Source organism: Polynucleobacter sp. Latsch14-2, assembly GCF_018881925.1.
In the GTDB taxonomy this organism is placed as follows: Bacteria; Pseudomonadota; Gammaproteobacteria; order Burkholderiales; family Burkholderiaceae; genus Polynucleobacter.
This window is the reverse complement of sequence record NZ_JACVPL010000001.1, coordinates 272218-288944: the sequence shown is the minus strand read 5'-3', so window position 1 is coordinate 288944 and position 16727 is coordinate 272218. Positions and strand designations below refer to the sequence as shown.

At 47.3% G+C, this 16727-nt stretch carries 14 protein-coding genes; 10 read left to right on the top strand and 4 right to left on the bottom strand.

The annotated features are described in order from the left end of the window. Nucleotides 1-22 precede the first annotated feature (22 nt). From queA to secF, 5 genes are all read left to right on the top strand, one after another. Nucleotides 23-1069: a tRNA preQ1(34) S-adenosylmethionine ribosyltransferase-isomerase QueA gene (gene queA / locus ICN46_RS01535; RefSeq protein ID WP_216203782.1), complete on the top strand. Its 1047-nt coding sequence runs from the start codon at nt 23-25 to the stop codon at nt 1067-1069. Next, nucleotides 1066-2223, top strand: a complete 1158-nt coding sequence (gene tgt, locus ICN46_RS01530; RefSeq protein ID WP_216203781.1) for a tRNA guanosine(34) transglycosylase Tgt — start codon at nt 1066-1068, stop codon at nt 2221-2223. The genes queA and tgt overlap by 4 nt, the downstream gene beginning before the upstream one ends. 133 nt (nt 2224-2356) lie before the next feature. Further along, nucleotides 2357-2683, top strand: a complete 327-nt coding sequence (gene yajC / locus ICN46_RS01525; protein ID WP_216203780.1) for a preprotein translocase subunit YajC — start codon at nt 2357-2359, stop codon at nt 2681-2683. Nucleotides 2684-2704: 21 nt separating this feature from the next. Next, entirely contained in the window at nt 2705-4564 is a 1860-nt protein-coding gene (gene secD / locus ICN46_RS01520; protein ID WP_216203778.1) for a protein translocase subunit SecD, read from the top strand. Between the two features lie 3 nt (nt 4565-4567). Continuing rightward, nucleotides 4568-5542 (top strand): protein translocase subunit SecF, encoded by a 975-nt coding sequence (secF, locus tag ICN46_RS01515; protein WP_216203776.1) that lies wholly within the window; start codon nt 4568-4570, stop codon nt 5540-5542. Nucleotides 5543-5550: 8 nt separating this feature from the next. Here secF and ICN46_RS01510 read toward each other — a convergent pair whose 3' ends face one another. Next, entirely contained in the window at nt 5551-6912 is a 1362-nt protein-coding gene (locus ICN46_RS01510) for a 3-deoxy-D-manno-octulosonic acid transferase (RefSeq protein ID WP_216203774.1), read from the bottom strand. After that, the gene (gene purB, locus ICN46_RS01505; RefSeq protein WP_370625464.1) at nt 6909-8288 is read right to left on the bottom strand and encodes an adenylosuccinate lyase; all 1380 of its coding nucleotides are present in this window, start codon (nt 8286-8288) and stop codon (nt 6909-6911) included. Before purB ends, ICN46_RS01510 begins: the two co-directional genes overlap by 4 nt. A gap of 95 nt (nt 8289-8383) precedes the next feature. On the opposite strand from purB, the gene ICN46_RS01500 reads away from it, so the two are divergent. Next, nucleotides 8384-8998 (top strand): glutathione S-transferase N-terminal domain-containing protein, encoded by a 615-nt coding sequence (locus tag ICN46_RS01500; protein ID WP_216203772.1) that lies wholly within the window; start codon nt 8384-8386, stop codon nt 8996-8998. A gap of 28 nt (nt 8999-9026) precedes the next feature. Here ICN46_RS01500 and mnmA read toward each other — a convergent pair whose 3' ends face one another. Continuing rightward, a complete protein-coding gene (gene mnmA / locus ICN46_RS01495) occupies nt 9027-10142 on the bottom strand; it encodes a tRNA 2-thiouridine(34) synthase MnmA (RefSeq protein WP_304608809.1) in 1116 nt (371 codons plus the stop codon). Between the two features lie 175 nt (nt 10143-10317). Between mnmA and ICN46_RS01490 the strand changes: the two genes are divergently transcribed. The 3 genes from ICN46_RS01490 to ICN46_RS01480 are packed head-to-tail and all read left to right on the top strand — an operon-like array spanning nt 10318 to nt 13213. Then, on the top strand, nt 10318-11448 hold the full coding sequence (locus tag ICN46_RS01490) for a Re/Si-specific NAD(P)(+) transhydrogenase subunit alpha (RefSeq protein ID WP_216203770.1): 1131 nt from the start codon (nt 10318-10320) through the stop codon (nt 11446-11448). 25 nt (nt 11449-11473) lie between these two features. Beyond that, entirely contained in the window at nt 11474-11812 is a 339-nt protein-coding gene (locus ICN46_RS01485) for a proton-translocating transhydrogenase family protein (protein ID WP_216203768.1), read from the top strand. 33 nt (nt 11813-11845) lie between these two features. Continuing rightward, nucleotides 11846-13213: an NAD(P)(+) transhydrogenase (Re/Si-specific) subunit beta gene (locus tag ICN46_RS01480; RefSeq protein WP_216203766.1), complete on the top strand. Its 1368-nt coding sequence runs from the start codon at nt 11846-11848 to the stop codon at nt 13211-13213. 59 nt (nt 13214-13272) lie between these two features. Here ICN46_RS01480 and ICN46_RS01475 read toward each other — a convergent pair whose 3' ends face one another. Beyond that, nucleotides 13273-15474: an OsmC domain/YcaO domain-containing protein gene (locus tag ICN46_RS01475; protein WP_216203764.1), complete on the bottom strand. Its 2202-nt coding sequence runs from the start codon at nt 15472-15474 to the stop codon at nt 13273-13275. 196 nt (nt 15475-15670) lie between these two features. Here ICN46_RS01475 and ICN46_RS01470 point away from each other — a divergent pair, with 196 nt between their 5' ends. Next, nucleotides 15671-16651: a Bug family tripartite tricarboxylate transporter substrate binding protein gene (locus tag ICN46_RS01470; RefSeq protein ID WP_216203762.1), complete on the top strand. Its 981-nt coding sequence runs from the start codon at nt 15671-15673 to the stop codon at nt 16649-16651. Nucleotides 16652-16727 lie beyond the last annotated feature (76 nt).

The following is a 16727-nucleotide window of genomic DNA, read 5'->3' as shown; positions in this document are numbered from 1 at the left end:
TCCAATACCTGATGGTAATGCTATGCAACTCTCCGACTTTAATTACGACCTCCCGCCCGATCTAATCGCCCAGCATCCCTTGGCGAATAGAACCGACAGCCGCCTCCTTGAGGTGCGATCTGCGGGGCTAGAAGCCGCCCAGCTCATCAATCGGCAATTTAAGGAAATTCTTGACCTTATTAAGCCTGGGGATTTGCTCGTCTTCAATGACACCAAAGTTATCCCTGCCCGCCTTCATGGCAAAAAAGAAACGGGGGGCAATGTGGAGCTCTTAATTGAGCGCATTAGCGGCGATCAACAAGCTTGGGTCCAAATCAGGGCCTCAAAGGTTCCCAAAACTGGCTCCATTATTCAGATTCACAATCAAATTGGTGAAACCTTTCAAGTCGAGATGATTGGCTACGATGGCCGCTTCTATGAGGTGCGCTTTCCTGAAAATGTCTTTGCCTTGCTAGAGCGCTTTGGTGAACTACCGCTTCCACCTTATATCGAACATCAACCCGATGGGGAGGATGCGCAACGTTACCAAACAGTTCTCGCAAAAAATCCTGGTGCTGTAGCAGCACCAACCGCAGGACTACATTTTGATGAAACCATTCTCCAAGAACTTCAGCAATTGGGAGCAAAGCAAGCCACGGTCACCCTACACGTTGGCGCCGGCACCTTCACTCCGGTGCGCGAAGAAGATTTAAGCAAACACAAAATGCATCACGAATGGTTCTCTATTCCCACAGAAACCCTACTAGCAATTGAGGAAACACAGAGCAAAGGCGGTAGAGTGATTGCCATAGGCACGACCAGCCTGCGAGCTCTAGAGAGTCAAGCTCTGACACAGAAGACCAGTGGTGAAACCAACCTGTTTATTACCCCTGGCTTTCAGTTCAAAACGGTAGATTGCCTACTCACCAACTTTCACCTACCAAAATCCACCTTACTAATGTTGGTGAGTGCTTTTGCGGGAATGGATAATATTAGATCCGCATACCAACATGCTATTTCTCAAAAATATCGCTTCTTCAGTTATGGTGATGCGATGTTCTTAAGCCGACTCGAAAATACACACTCATGACCAAGCCTATTCACTTCAATATTTTGGCGCGCGATTCCGCTAGCCCGGCACGATTAGGCCAGCTCGATCTACCGCACGGCAGTGTGCAGACGCCCATCTTTATGCCGGTGGGTACCTACGGCACAGTCAAAGCAATGACACCGCGCGATCTTGAGGAAGCAAAAGCGCAAATTGTTTTGGGTAATACCTTTCACCTTTGGCTCAGGCCAGGCTTAGATGTCATCAAAAAACATGGTGGCCTACATCGCTTTATGGCTTGGGACAAACCAATTCTTACCGACTCGGGCGGCTTTCAGGTATTTAGCTTAGGCGCCCTGAGAAAAATCTCTGAAGAGGGCGTGACTTTCGCATCCCCTATTAATGGCGATAAGTTATTTATGTCTCCAGAGGTTTCCATGGAAATCCAAGCGGTACTGAATAGTGATATCGCCATGCAATTCGATGAGTGCACACCCTATGAGGTGAAAGGTCAGCCCACCACTGAAAAAGCGGCACGTCAATCTCTTGAGCTTTCTCTGCGCTGGGGAGAGCGTTCGCTTAAGCGTTTTCGTGAACTAGAGACTGGTAACGGCCTCTTTGGAATCGTGCAAGGTGGTATGTTTGAAAACCTGCGTGAATTTTCCTTGGAAGCCGTGAGCCAGCAGGGCTTTGATGGGATTGCTATTGGCGGTCTCTCAGTGGGCGAGCCCAAGCCTGAGTTTGAGCGCATTCTCAGCTTTACAGCGCCTAAATTACCAGAACACCTGCCCCACTATCTCATGGGAGTTGGCACCCCTGAAGACCTTATCCTTGGCGTTAGCATGGGCATTGATATGTTTGACTGCGTCATGCCTACCCGCAACGCTCGCAATGGCTGGCTCTTTACTCGTTTTGGCGACCTTAAGCTACGTAACGCAGGGTACAAGGACGATGATCGCCCTTTAGACCCTACTTGCACCTGCTATACCTGTCAAAACTTCACGAGATCCTATTTAAATCACCTCCAAAAGGCGAATGAAATCCTTGGATCTCAACTCAATACGATCCATAACCTCTCCTACTACCTGCAGTTAATGACAGAGGTTCGGGAGGCCTTGAAGAAAGATCGCTTTAGCGCCTATCGCGAGGAATTTCATCGTGATCGCCAGCGTGGCGTCGAGCCTGGACAAGATTAACACTCCTAGAATGGGCTAAACCTCCGCAAATCATCCCCAAAGCCCCACACAGTTTAGAATTGCGGGTTTAGGGCTTTGTATTCAAAGTCTAAAACTAAAGCTGTTTTCAATGAGTCAATAACGGAGGTTTTGTATGTGGATTAGTAACGCTTTTGCCCAGGCTCCAGCCGGAGGCGCAGATGCAGGTGGCTTAATGAGCTTCCTCCCCCTGATTTTGATGTTTGCGGTTTTGTATTTCATCATGATTCGCCCGCAAATGAAGCGCGCCAAAGAAACTAAAGCCATGCTTGCAGCTTTGGCAGTTGGTGATGAGGTTGTAACTGTTGGTGGCATCGTTGGCAAAGTCACTTCATTGAAAGATGATTTTGTTGGCGTAGAAATTGCCACTGGTACTGAAGTGCAAATGCAAAAAGGTGCTATCACTACTGTATTGCCTAAAGGCACCCTGAAGTCTGCTTAATACGTCTAAAAGTATCTCAATATGAATCGCTACCCCCTCTGGAAATATTTAGTCATTGCCGCTGCTTTATTGATCGGCGGACTGTATTCACTGCCTAATTTCTTCGGGGAGGCGCCTGCAGTTCAAGTCTCGTCCGCCAAGCCAACCATTAAGGTTGATTTGGCGACTCAGGCTCGGGTTGAAAAGATTCTCAGTGATGACAACATTAACAGCACTGGGCTCTTCTTTGAAACTACTGGTCATGCAGGCTCAATCAAGATTCGCTTTAACAACACCGATATTCAACTGCGTGCACGTGATCTCTTACAGCAAAAATTGAATTCAGATCAAGCTGACCCCAATTACACTGTCGCCTTAAATCTGCTCTCTAATACACCTAGCTGGCTCAATGCCATCAACGCATTGCCAATGCCGCTTGGCTTAGATTTACGTGGCGGCGTCTACTTCTTATTGCAGGTAGATATGAAAGGTGCAGTGCAAAAGAAAGTGACTGCTTTGGCTGGCGATATCCGCAGTCAATTGCGTGACAAAAATATTCGCCACCAAGGCATTGATCGCAGTAGCGATTCCCTCGCCATTAATTTTGGCAGTGCTGATGAGGCCGAACAGGCTCGCACCCTTCTGAACGTTAGTCAGCCCGAACTCATTTGGCAAGTGCGCTCCACCGGTGGCTCCACCAAGTTGCTTGGGGAATTTAAACCAGCCTCCTTAAAAGCCATCCAAGATAATGCCGTTAAACAAAATATCATCACCCTGAATAAGCGTGTCAATGAATTGGCAGTAAAAGAGCCGGTAATTCAACAGCAAGGTGCTGAGCGTATCGTCGTCCAATTACCCGGCGTTCAAGATACGGCACGTGCCAAAGATATTATTGGCCGTACCGCAACCCTAGAATCGCGACTTGCTGATCCACTGGTGTCAACGATTAGTGCTGGCGAGCCCCCTCCCCCTGGAATGGACGTTTTTCATTTTGGTGAAAATCGTTTAGGTGTATTCAAAAAATCAGTTATTTTTAGCGGTGATCGCATTACAGATGCGAGTGCCGGCTTTGATCAAAACCAACGCCCCGCAGTGAACATCTCACTGGATGCCGCTGGTGGTCGGGTCATGCAAGAAGTGACTCGTGAAAACATTGGCAAGCCAATGGGTATGATCTTGTTTGAAAAAGGTAAAGGCGAAGTCTTAACGATTGCAACTATTCAAAGCGAGTTCGGTTCTAAGTTCCAAATTACCGGTCAACCCACTACCGAAAGCGCCAATGACTTAGCGCTCTTATTGCGCGCAGGCTCACTGGCAGCGCCAATGGAAATTATTGAAGAGCGCACCATCGGACCAAGCTTGGGTGCCGAAAATATTGAAAAAGGTTTTAAATCCCTATTGATTGGTTTTGCCTGTATCGCCATTTTTATGATGGCTTACTACCTATTATTTGGCACATTCTCGGTGATCGCTTTGGCAGTGAACCTACTGCTACTAATTTCGGTATTGTCGATGCTGCAAGCAACCTTGACTCTTCCTGGCATTGCTGCGATGGCTTTGGCTCTGGGTATGGCGATTGACTCAAACGTGCTGATTAATGAACGTATCCGAGAAGAGTTACGTAACGGCGCCGCACCACATACCGCCATATCCGTCGGCTTTGATAAAGCATGGGCAACGATTCTGGATTCTAACGTCACGACATTAATTGCAGGTCTAGCTTTACTTGCGTTTGGCTCTGGCCCCATCAAAGGCTTCGCTGTAGTGCACTGCCTTGGCATTCTGACTTCAATGTTCTCCGCCGTCTTCTTCTCACGTGGCCTTGTCAACCTTTGGTATGGTCGACATAAGAAGATTTCAAAACTCGCTATTGGCCAAGTTTGGCGCCCACAGGAGAAATAAGTCATGGAATTTTTCCGGATTAAAAAAGACATTCCATTCATGCGCCATGCATTGGTGCTGAATGCAATTTCGTTTATTACTTTTTTAGCTGCTGTTTTCTTCCTGTGGCATAACGGTCTGCACCTTTCCATCGAATTTACAGGCGGCACGGTGATGGAAGTCAGTTATCCGCAAACTGCGCCCTTAGACTCCATTAGGGAGAATGTCGCGAAACTCGGCTACGCAGATACCCAGATTCAAAACTTTGGTAGCTCGCGTGACGTCATGATTCGACTACCTTTGCAAAAGGATGCCGAAGGAAAATTGATTTCTTCTGCGGACCAAAGCACTCCTGTTATGCAAGCGCTGGAGCCAAGCGCCTCTGGAGCTAAGCTGCAGCGTGTTGAGTTTGTGGGTCCTCAAGTCGGTCAAGAGTTAGCTTTAGATGGACTCAAAGCACTGATCTTTGTGATCATCGGCATTGTGCTGTATCTATCCTTTCGTTTTGAGTGGAAGTTTGCACTTGCTGGCATCATTGCCAACTTGCATGACGTCGTGATTATCTTGGGCTTCTTTGCATTCTTCCAATGGGAATTCTCACTTTCAGTATTGGCAGCTGTCTTAGCAGTACTTGGTTACTCCGTCAACGAATCGGTGGTGATCTTTGACCGCATTCGTGAGAACTTCCGAAAATATCGCAAGATGAATACCCGCGAGATTATTGATAATGCGATTACTAGCACCATCAGCCGTACCATGATTACTCACGGTAGTACTGAAATGATGGTTTTGGCAATGCTGATATTTGGCGGTCCAACACTGTTTTACTTTGCGCTTGCACTGACTATCGGCATTTTATTTGGTATCTACTCCTCCGTCTTCGTTGCCGCCGCCTTGGCAATGTGGTTAGGTGTCAAACGTGAAGATTTAATCAAGGGCGATAAAAAACCTGAAGACAATTCCCGCAATGACGACCCAAACTTTGGGGCGCAGATCTAAATTCAACTTCAGTTAAGACTGAAGTTTCGATGATCAAGAGCGGCTAATAATTTCTTAGTCGCGCCTTGATGCTCTTCCGAGTAGGTCTTTGCGGCCAATGCCATTCTGGATAACTCCGCCGAGTGAAGCAATATAGACTTTATTGCCTCCATCAATGCAATCGACTCGCCCAAGAGCAAATCCCCCTGAATCCGTTTTGCTGCACCCATCTCCACAGCATCGAGTGCGGCCTGCTGAAAATTATAAGTGTGCTCGCCCAATAAAACAGGGCAGCCCGCCGCGCAAGCTTCAATCAGATTCTGACCGCCAAATGGAAGGAGACTGCCGCCCATCACAACGAGATCAGCAGCACTGTAATACAAAGGCATCTCACCCATAGAGTCGCCCAAAATAACCTCAAGACTGTCAGTATCTTTTGGGGTGCCAGCCCATTCACTACGCAAGCGGAACTTCAATCCAACCCCATGTATTTGATCGGCTACTTCAGAAAAACGCTCTGGATGTCGCGGCACTAAACACAGTAATGGTGGGACGGCAAACGAATTACTGAGTAATAAATCTTTCCAAGCCTTAAGTACGATAGCCTCTTCACCATCACGCGTACTTGCGGCACAGACCAGAAGACGTTGGGCGGAATGATTTTTTTGCTTCCAAGCTTGTCCCTGAGAGACTAAGCCTTGATCAAGGGGGACATCGAACTTTAAGTTCCCAACAATTTCTACATTTTTGACGCCGAGAGCTCGATAACGCTGCGCATCAAATTCAGTTTGTGCCAATATTCCTGCAAATGCCTGAAATAAAGCTCTGCCAGACCTACCAAAACGATTGATACGACGCGCACTTCTCTCAGAGAGGCGTGCGTTCACTAAAAACAAAGGCAAGCCAATCTCGGCACAACGAAAGACCACCGTTGGCCATGCCTCAGTCTCCATAAATAAACCCAGCTTAGGCTTAAAGACATTTAAGAAGTGATCCACTGACCAACACAAGTCATAGGGCAAATATACCTGCTGTATTTTTCCTGCAGTAATTGCCTTTTCAAATAACGCTGCGCCTGTTCGACGACCGTTTAAGGTCATATGGGTTAACAAGATGGATTCACCGCGCGCAAGATAGGCCTCAATCAAGGGCTGAGCAGCACGTGTCTCGCCGACTGACACCGCATGTATCCAAATGGCTTTTTGGGAGCTTGGTTTGCTATAACCAAAGCCCAAGCGCTCAGGCAGATAACTTAAATATTGAGTGGAGTGGCGTGCGCGCCAAGCAAGGCGAACAAATGCCAAGGGCAGCAACAAGTGCCAAAGTAATTGGTATACAGCAAACCAGACGCGGGGACGTGCCCCGTATTCTGAATTTGGAGTCAAGCTCACTTTTTTAGGCGTTCGGTCAACTCGACCGCCTTGCCCAAATAAGAAGATGGGGTCATTGCAAGCAAGCGTGCTTTAGCATCATCAGGAATCTTGAGCCCTTGAATAAAAGCTTGCAGGTCGGCTTGATTAATTCCCTTGCCACGTGTTAACTCTTTTAATTGCTCGTAAGGGTTCTCAATGCCATAACGACGCATAACGGTTTGCACTGGCTCAGCTAATACTTCCCAGCATCCGTCAAGATCCGCGGCGATCGCTGCATGATTTACCTCAAGCTTACCTAAACCGCGCAAAGCACTGTCGTAAGCCAATATGCTGTGGCCAAATGCAGGGCCTAGATTACGCAATACAGTGGAGTCAGTTAGGTCCCGCTGCCAACGGGAGATCGGCAACTTCTCTGCTAAGTGTCGCAATAGTGCGTTAGCAACGCCTAAGTTACCTTCAGAGTTTTCGAAGTCTATCGGATTGACTTTATGGGGCATCGTCGAAGAGCCAATCTCGCCCGCTTTAGTGCGTTGTTTAAAGTAGCCAATGGAAATATAAGCCCAGAAGTCCCGATCCATATCTAACAAGATCGTGTTAGCGCGAGCAATCGCATCGAACAACTCAGCCATACCATCGTGCGGCTCAATCTGGATGGTGTAGGGATTAAATGTCAGGCCTAAGCGCTTTTCGACTACATTTTTAGAGAAATTTTCCCAATCAAAATCTGGATAAGCAGAAATATGAGCGTTGTAATTACCAACAGCGCCATTCATTTTTCCCAAAAGGGGTGCCGCTGCAACCGCTGCAATAGCACGCTCCAATCGTTTGGCAATATTAGCCAACTCCTTACCTAAGGTACTTGGAGAGGCTGGTTGTCCATGGGTACGTGAGAGCAAAGGTACTTTAGCGTTCTCAATTGCCAAGTCTGTCAAAACCGACAAAATCTTTTTCAACTGGGGCAATAGCACTTCATCACGTGCACCGCGCAACATCAAACCATGCGAAGTATTGTTGATATCTTCTGAGGTGCAGGCAAAGTGAATGAATTCACTCGCCTTGAGTAAATCTGGACGACCAGATACTTTCTCTTTCAAAAAATATTCAACCGCTTTCACGTCGTGGTTGGTAACGGCTTCAATATCTTTAATACGCTGCGCATCCGCATCTGAAAATTTTTCAGGCAGAGATAAAAGAAAAGTCTCATCTGCCGCACTAATTGTTGGGACATCTGGCAGACCCGAAGACGCCAAAGCCAATAACCAATGAATTTCAACAAAAACCCGCTGACGCATAAAAGCAGCTTCTGATAGCCAAGGTCTCAGGGCATCGAGTTTTCCGGCATAGCGCCCGTCCAAAGGGGAAAGCGCATTAAGAGTAGAAAGGGGTTGACTCACAGATATTGCCTTTACATTGAAGATGTCAATAATCTCTGATTTTAATGCGTTCCGGAACTCAATCTACCACCTCAAGCATCGCTATACTGACGCCTATGAAAATAATCGGATCCCCAACCAGCCCCTATGTACGTAAAGTACGCATCGTTTTCTCTGAAAAAAAGGTGGAAGCCGCCCTTGAGCTAGAGAATGTATGGGCCGCAGACACCAAAATTAGCGCCACAAGCCCCCTTGGGAAGGTACCCTGCCTGCTTTTAGATGATGGCGAAGCCATTTATGACTCCCGAGTCATCGTTGAGTATGCGGATACCTTGAGTCCAGTTGGCAAGCTCATCCCAGCCGGAAGTCGCGAGCGCGCCTCAGTCAAGACATGGGAAGCCTTAGCTGACGGTGTATTAGATGCCTGCATCTTGGCACGCTTAGAAGCCACTTGGCGCCCTACAGAGCAACAAAGCCCCGCCTGGATTGAGCGTCAAATGGGTAAGGTACATGTAGGCCTGCGTCAAATGTCCGAACAGCTAGGCGGAAATGCTTGGTGCCACAGCAACCAGATGACCCTAGCAGATATTGCAGTCGGCTGCGCACTGGGATACTTATTGCTACGCTTCCCAAGCATTCAATGGCAAACCGAATATCCAAATCTAGATCGTCTGTATCAAAAATTAATACAACGTGCTTCGTTTATAGAAACGGCGCCACCAGTAGCTTAATTTAAGTAAGAAATTTAGGCGGTTTGCATTAATTAGAAATAATGCCGCCACCTAAACAAATATCTCCGTCATACAAAACAGCAGATTGTCCTGGGGTAACCGCCCACTGCGATTCCGAGAAGGTCAATTGAAAGTTCAGCGAACCTTCAGGACCTGAATGAATTTCACAAGCTGAATCCGTTTGGCGATAGCGCGTCTTAGCGGAATATTTGCCAGGTACTGGTGCGATACCATCGACCCAGCTTGCATCCATTGCGGACAAATGGTTTGCAAGCAACCAAGGGTGCTCATGGCCCTGCACGACATATAGGGTATTGTTCGCTACATCCTTGCGAGCCACATACCAAGGGTCTCCGTTGCCGTCTTGGCTACCGCCCAAGCCAATGCCTTTGCGCTGCCCAAGGGTAAAGAAAGCAAGTCCCATATGCTCGCCAACCACCTTGCCCTCTGGGGTTTTGATAGGTCCAGGAGTACGAGGTAGGTAGCGGTTCAAAAACTCTCTAAAAGGACGTTCGCCAATAAAACAAATTCCAGTAGAGTCTTTTTTCCGAGCATTATGCAAACCAATGTCTTCAGCGATTTTTCGTACTTCCGTCTTCGGAATTTCACCCAAAGGAAAAAGAACTTTTGACAACTGATCTTGAGTTAGTCGATGTAAAAAGTAACTTTGGTCTTTGCTAGCATCGACTGCCTTTAATAGCTGTACTCTGCCACCATCATGGCGAGCCCGAGCGTAGTGTCCAGTTGCAATCGCATCAGCGCCTAAATTCATTGCGTGATCTAAAAAAGCTTTGAATTTAATTTCAGCATTACAGAGAACGTCAGGATTGGGGGTTCGACCTGCGGCATATTCGCGCAAGAAATCTGCAAATACACGCTCCCGATACTCTGCCGCAAAGTTAACAGCCTCAACGTCAATACCAATCTTGTCAGCCACCGAGACGACGTCCAGCCAATCCTGCCGAGCTGAGCAATACTCATCGTTATCGTCGTCTTCCCAGTTCTTCATAAAAAGGCCGACCACTTCATAACCTTGCTGCTTCAACATCCAAGCTGCAACCGACGAATCTACCCCGCCAGACATCCCAACAACGACTTTGGTAGGTTTTGATGCAGAAAGAGACATAGATTTGAGGTAGGTCATTAAATAATGCGAAAATTCAATATAAGCTGACACGTCATATTGTAGAAGTCTTAGGTTAATTCCACCGAGAAAAAGCCGAAACTCCTTAAATGGCAGCAAGAGAAGGTAAATGGGCATGAATTTGCCTATTTGACTAAAATAGAATTTTTGTAAATTTCGCTTTTGGAGACATGCCATGCGCATAGGAGTGCCGCTGGAAACAAGGCTCGGGGAAACTCGCGTTGCCGCAACACCTGAAACAGTTAAAAAACTGGTTGGACAAGGTCATCAAGTCATTATCCAGAAGGACGCTGGTGTTCAAGCCAGCCAACCGGATTCTGCCTACGAAGCTGTTGGCGCCACTATTGGTAGCGCTGCTGATGCCTTTAGCGCAGAAGTCGTACTTAAAGTGCGTGCTCCTGAAGCCAATGAACTTGAACAGATCAAATCTGGCACCGTACTCATTGGCATGCTCGATCCATTTGATAACGACAATATCGCCGCAATGGCAGCTCAAGGAATTACCGCATTCTCTCTAGAAGCTGCACCTAGAACTACACGCGCGCAAAGCATGGACGTTCTTTCCTCGCAAGCTAATATTGCTGGCTATAAGGCTGTAATGGTTGCAGCTAATGAGTACCAACGCTTTATGCCAATGCTCATGACTGCTGCTGGCACCGTTAAAGCTGCACGCGTTCTGATTCTGGGTGTCGGAGTTGCTGGATTGCAAGCGATTGCTACAGCCAAGCGGCTGGGCGCCGTGATTGAAGCTTCTGATGTGCGCCCAGCAGTTAAGGAGCAAATTGAGTCCCTAGGCGGTAAGTTCGTAGACGTTCCCTTTGAGTCAGATGAAGAACGTGAAATTGCTCAAGGCGTTGGCGGTTATGCCCGCCCAATGCCCGAAGCCTGGATGAAGCGTCAAGCCGCTTTGGTCTCGGAACGTGCTCAGCAAGCCGATATCGTTATTACAACTGCTTTGATTCCGGGACGTAAACCACCTGTGCTTTTGCATAGCGATACTGTTGCCAATATGAAACCGGGCTCGGTTGTGATTGACTTAGCGGCTGGTCGTGGCGATAACGGTTCAGGCAACTGCCCACTGACTCAAGCGGACAAGATTGTGGAAGTTAATGGCGTAAAGATTATTGGTTACACCAATCTTGCCAGCATGGTAGCTGCTGACGCTTCCGCACTCTATGCCCGCAACTTGCTTGACTTTATGAAACTGATCGTTGATGCAGATGCGAAGTTAGTCATCCCAGCTGATGATGACATCGTTACCGCTTGCTTAATGTGTCGTGATGGCCAAGCCGTCCGCAAAAACTAACAAAACCTAATACGAAGGAATCATCATGGATCTCGCTGCTTTTCAAAGCATCCTTACAGTCCAAAACATTACTGTGTTTGTATTGGCCATTTTTGTTGGCTATCACGTAGTTTGGAATGTCACTCCCGCACTTCACACGCCATTAATGGCGGTTACCAACGCGATTTCTGGAATCATTATTGTTGGCGCTCTTTTGCAGACAGAAGTCATTGGGGGTGATGAAATCACTCTGACCAGCATTATTGGTGCGGTAGCTGTATTTTTAGCGTCAATTAATATTTTTGGTGGCTTCATGGTCACCCGTCGCATGCTGGAGATGTTCAAGAAAAAAGCTCCTAAAGCTGATGTGGCTACCACTAAGTAACACTAGAAAAAGACCAATACAGAGACCAAACTCATGTCAAACATAACTGCTATTTCTTATCTCATTTCCTCGGTATTATTCATCCTCGCTTTGCGCGGACTCTCCTCACCAACAACCTCACGCCAAGGCAATACCTTTGGCATGATTGGCATGTTGCTTGCGGTGATTACTACCTTCTTTATTCCCGACTTTAAGCCAGTCGTTTCCTTAATTGCCGGAGCCATTGTTGGTGGCGCAATCATTGGTACCTTTGCTGCTAAACGCGTACAAATGACGAAGATGCCAGAGCTTGTGGCTCTCATGCACTCCTTTGTTGGTCTTTCAGCAGTATTGATTGCCATTGCTGCAGTATTTAATCCTGCTCATGATCACACTGGTGCGCAGAAGATTGAACTCTTCATTGGCGCATTTATCGGTGCGATTACTTTTACCGCCTCTGTTATTGCCTTCGGTAAGTTGTCAGGAAAGGTGAGCGGTAAGCCAGTGAGCTTTACTGGTCAACACTTGCTGAACCTAGTGCTCGCAGTAACCATGATTGGCGCTGGTGTTGCCTATTACATGCTCGATAGCCATGCCGCTTTCTTGGCAATGTGTGCTGTGGCCTTAGTGCTCGGCGTGACCTTAATCATCCCAATCGGTGGTGCAGATATGCCGGTGGTTGTTTCCATGCTCAATAGCTACTCTGGTTGGGCTGCTGCTGGTATTGGATTCACATTGAGCAACCCAGTATTGATTATTGCTGGCGCCTGCGTTGGCTCTTCGGGCGCAATTCTGTCTTACATTATGTGTAAGGCGATGAACCGCTCTATCGTGGCAGTCTTGCTTGGTGGTTTCGGTGCTGAAGCCTCTGCAGGTGGTGCTGATGATGGTGGTCCAAAGAACTATAAAACGGGTTCTCCAGAAGATGCCGCTTTCCTGATGGAAAATGCCGACACTGTGATTATTGTTCCTGGTTATGGTCTTGCAGTTGCACGCGCTCAACACGCGCTAAAAGAATTGACAGAAAAGTTAACCCACCATGGCGTGACAGTCAAATATGCAATCCACCCAGTGGCGGGTCGCATGCCTGGTCATATGAACGTACTCTTGGCTGAAGCTGAAGTACCTTACGACCAAGTTTTTGAAATGGAAGATATCAATAGCGATTTCGGGCAAGCTGATGTGGTATTGGTTCTTGGCGCAAACGACGTTGTAAACCCCGCAGCTCGAACACCAGGCAGCCCAATCTTCGGCATGCCAATCCTAGAGGCTTTTAAAGCTAAAACCATCATCGTTAACAAACGTTCGATGGCCGCTGGTTATGCTGGTCTAGACAATGAACTCTTCTATATGGATAAAACGATGATGGTCTTCGGTGATGCGAAGAAAGTCGTAGAAGACATGGTGAAGTCAGTTAGCTAGGCATTCAGAGCTAAGCACGGGAATTGACACGCCCGTGCCCAACACAATAGCCCACACAATCACGAATGGGATGCCCTAACGCTGCGGGCTGCATGTAGTTTGCGATAGCTATCAATTAAACGATGATGCCTATCGAGGCCATCTAAATTGAGATTGGTTGGCGTCAAACCATAGAAGCGCACGCTGCCGTCGACTGAGCCCATTACAGCGTCCATCCTAGTATCACCAAACATACGGCGTAAGTTAACTAGGTAATCATCGAGCACCAGATCATCATCTAATAGAACTTCTAGCACCACATTTAAAGCTTGATAGAACAATCTACGTTCGACCGTATTATCGTTGTACTGAAGAAAGGCGCCTACCAGCTCATGTGCATCATCAAATTGCTGCAAGGCTAGACGAATCAATAGCTTTAGCTCCAGAACAGTTAATTGACCCCAGGGTGTATTTTCATCAAACTCAATGCCAATCAATGTGGCAATATCGCCGTACTCATCGAGCTCGTTATTTTCCAGACGCTCAAGTAACGCTACTAGATCAGCATCATTCAGGCAAGATAGGTTCAAAATATCAGCGCGGAACAATAAGGCTTTGTTCGTGTTATCCCAAATCAGATCTTCAATTGGATAAACTTCAGAATAGCCTGGCACTAAAATCCGACAGGCAGTCGCGCCCAACTCGTCATACACGGCCACATAAGCTTCTTTACCAATGTCCTTGAGGATAGCGAATAAAGTCGCAACTTCCTGAGCATTGGCATTTTCACCCTGGCTAGAAAAATCCCACTCAACAAAGTCGTAATCTGATTGTGCGCTGAAAAAACGCCATGACACAATACCGCTCGAATCAATGAAGTGTTCAACAAAGTTATTGGGTTCTGTCACCGCCTCACTCGCAAATGTCGGCGGAGGTAAATCATTTAGACCCTCCAAACTGCGACCCTGCAGTAATTCTGTCAGACTTCGCTCTAGCGCCACCTCTAGACTTGGATGTGCGCCAAAGGAGGCAAATACACCGCCTGTGCGTGGATTCATTAGAGTGACGCACATCACCGGATAGACTCCACCTAGAGAAGCATCTTTTACTAACACCGGAAAGCCTTGCTCTTCGAGTCCGTGAATGCCAGCCAGAATGCTGGGATATTTCGCTAGTACTTCCTGCGGCACATCTGGTAGAGTGATTTCACCCTCCAGAATTTCGCGCTTCACTGCTCGCTCGAAAATCTCCGAGAGGCATTGGACTTGTGCTTCTGCCAGCGTATTCCCAGCACTCATACCATTGCTTACAAAGAGGTTTTCAATCAGGTTGATCGGAAAATAGATGACTGCCCCATCAGACTTGCGCACATATGGCAATGAGCAGATACCGCGCTCTACATTCCCAGAATTGGTATCCACTAGATGCGAACTACACAACTCGCCTTCGGGATCGTAAATCTTGCGACAGTATTCATCAAGAATTTCGGTGGGCAGCGCATCTTTAGGACCTGGATTAAACCAGCGTTCGCTAGGGTAATGCACAAATGCAGCATTAGCGATTTCCTCACCCCAGAATACGCCCGCATAGAAATGGTTATTACTCAGTCGCTCAATGTACTCCCCCAAAGCAGATGCCAAGGCACTTTCCTTTGTTGACCCCTTGCCATTGGTAAAGCACATCGGCGAGTGCGCATCACGAATATGCAATGACCAGACATTGGGGATGATATTGCGCCACGAAGCGATTTCAATCTTAATGCCTAGACCCGCCAATAAGCCGGACATATTGGCAATCGTTTGCTCCAGCGGCAGATCCTTACCCAAAATATAGGTGCTAGCATCAGCGGCTGGTTTTAGAACCAACAAAGTCTGGGCGTCAGCATCCAAGTTCTTCACTTCCTCAATCACAAACTCCGGCCCAGCCTGCACTACCTTTTTAACCGTACAACGCTCGATAGATCGCAAAATACCTTGGCGGTCATTGGGCGAGATATCCTCTGGCAGTTGCACTTGAATCTTGAAAATCTGCTGATAACGATTTTCCGGATCAACAATATTATTCTGCGAGAGGCGGATATTTTCAGTGGGAATATTACGAGTGTCGCAATATAGTTTTACAAAATAAGCTGCGCACAGGGCTGATGAAGCTAGAAAGTAATCGAAGGGGCCGGGGGCTGAACCATCGCCTTTATATCGAATGGGTTGGTCGGCAATCACTGTAAAGTCGTCAAACTTGGCTTCAAGACGTAGCTTATCGAGAAAGTTGACTTTAATTTCCATGGGGATAATTCTGAAATCTTGCAAAAATGATGTGCCCCCATTATCCATCCCAACGCTGATGCGGTCTAATACTTTGACACTTTTGACCCTAGGCGCCTTGCCAGAAGGACCCGCCCTATCCACAAGCGTTTTTTATTACGCTAAGATACTAATAATCATCACCAAAACACTACCAAATCACTTCATTCGAGACGCTATGAATATCAAATTGTTTTCACTTTCTTTGCTTTTGCTTGGTATAGCAGGTCTGCCTTGCTTCACTCCTGCAAGCGCCCAAACACCCTACCCCAATCGCACCATCCAAACAATCATGCCGCTGCAGGCTGGAAGCGGTGTCGACTTATTGCTAAGACCAATTGCACAAAAAATGGGGGAGAACCTCGGTCAAGCCATCACTATTGAGAATATTCCAGGAGGTGCTGGACTGATTGGTGCGGGTAAGGTTGCGCAAAGTACACCTGATGGTTATGTCTTAGGCGCTTTCAATGACAGCATTCTGACCATGCTTCCTAACCTATATAAGAAAGTAGATTACGACCCAGTGCAAAGCTTTACACCCATTTCTGAAGTGGCTGCTATTACCTTTGTGCTGGTTGCAAATCCCTCCTTTCCTGGAAATACCGCTGCTGACTTAGTGCGGATTGCTAAAGAGCATCCTGGCAAGATTGATTACGCCTCTGGTGGCAATGGGTCACCTCAACATATCGGCATGGAGATCTTTCGCCAATACACCGGCGCACCCATTGTTCACATTCCATATCGTGGCGCAGCAGCAGCAGTTACAGATGTGATGGCAGGGCAAGTCCCCGTCATGATTAGTGCACTATCCGTAGTCTTGCCACATATTCGTGCGGGCAAATTAAAGGTGCTTGGTATCACCAGTAAGACGAGATCACCCTTATTGCCAAATTCACCGACAGTGAGCGAGAGTGTTAAGGGCTACGAATTCTCAACTTGGGGTGCACTTGTTGCCCCCAAAGGTACATCACCCATGATTGTGAGCAAACTCAATGAATCTTTAGCTGTTGCCCTCAAGGATCAAAAACTACGCGAGCAACTCATCCAACAAGGATTTGAATTTGTGCCGCTAGGACCAGAACATCTCAAGGAGATGATTGATCAAGGTCTAGTGAAAATGAAAAAAGTTATCAAGGATGGCGGCATTCAACCGGATTAACTTTTGCTGCACCTCGCTCCACTATGAGTGGCAATAAAAAAGGCTAGCGATTTAACCGTTAGCCTTTTTACTTCAC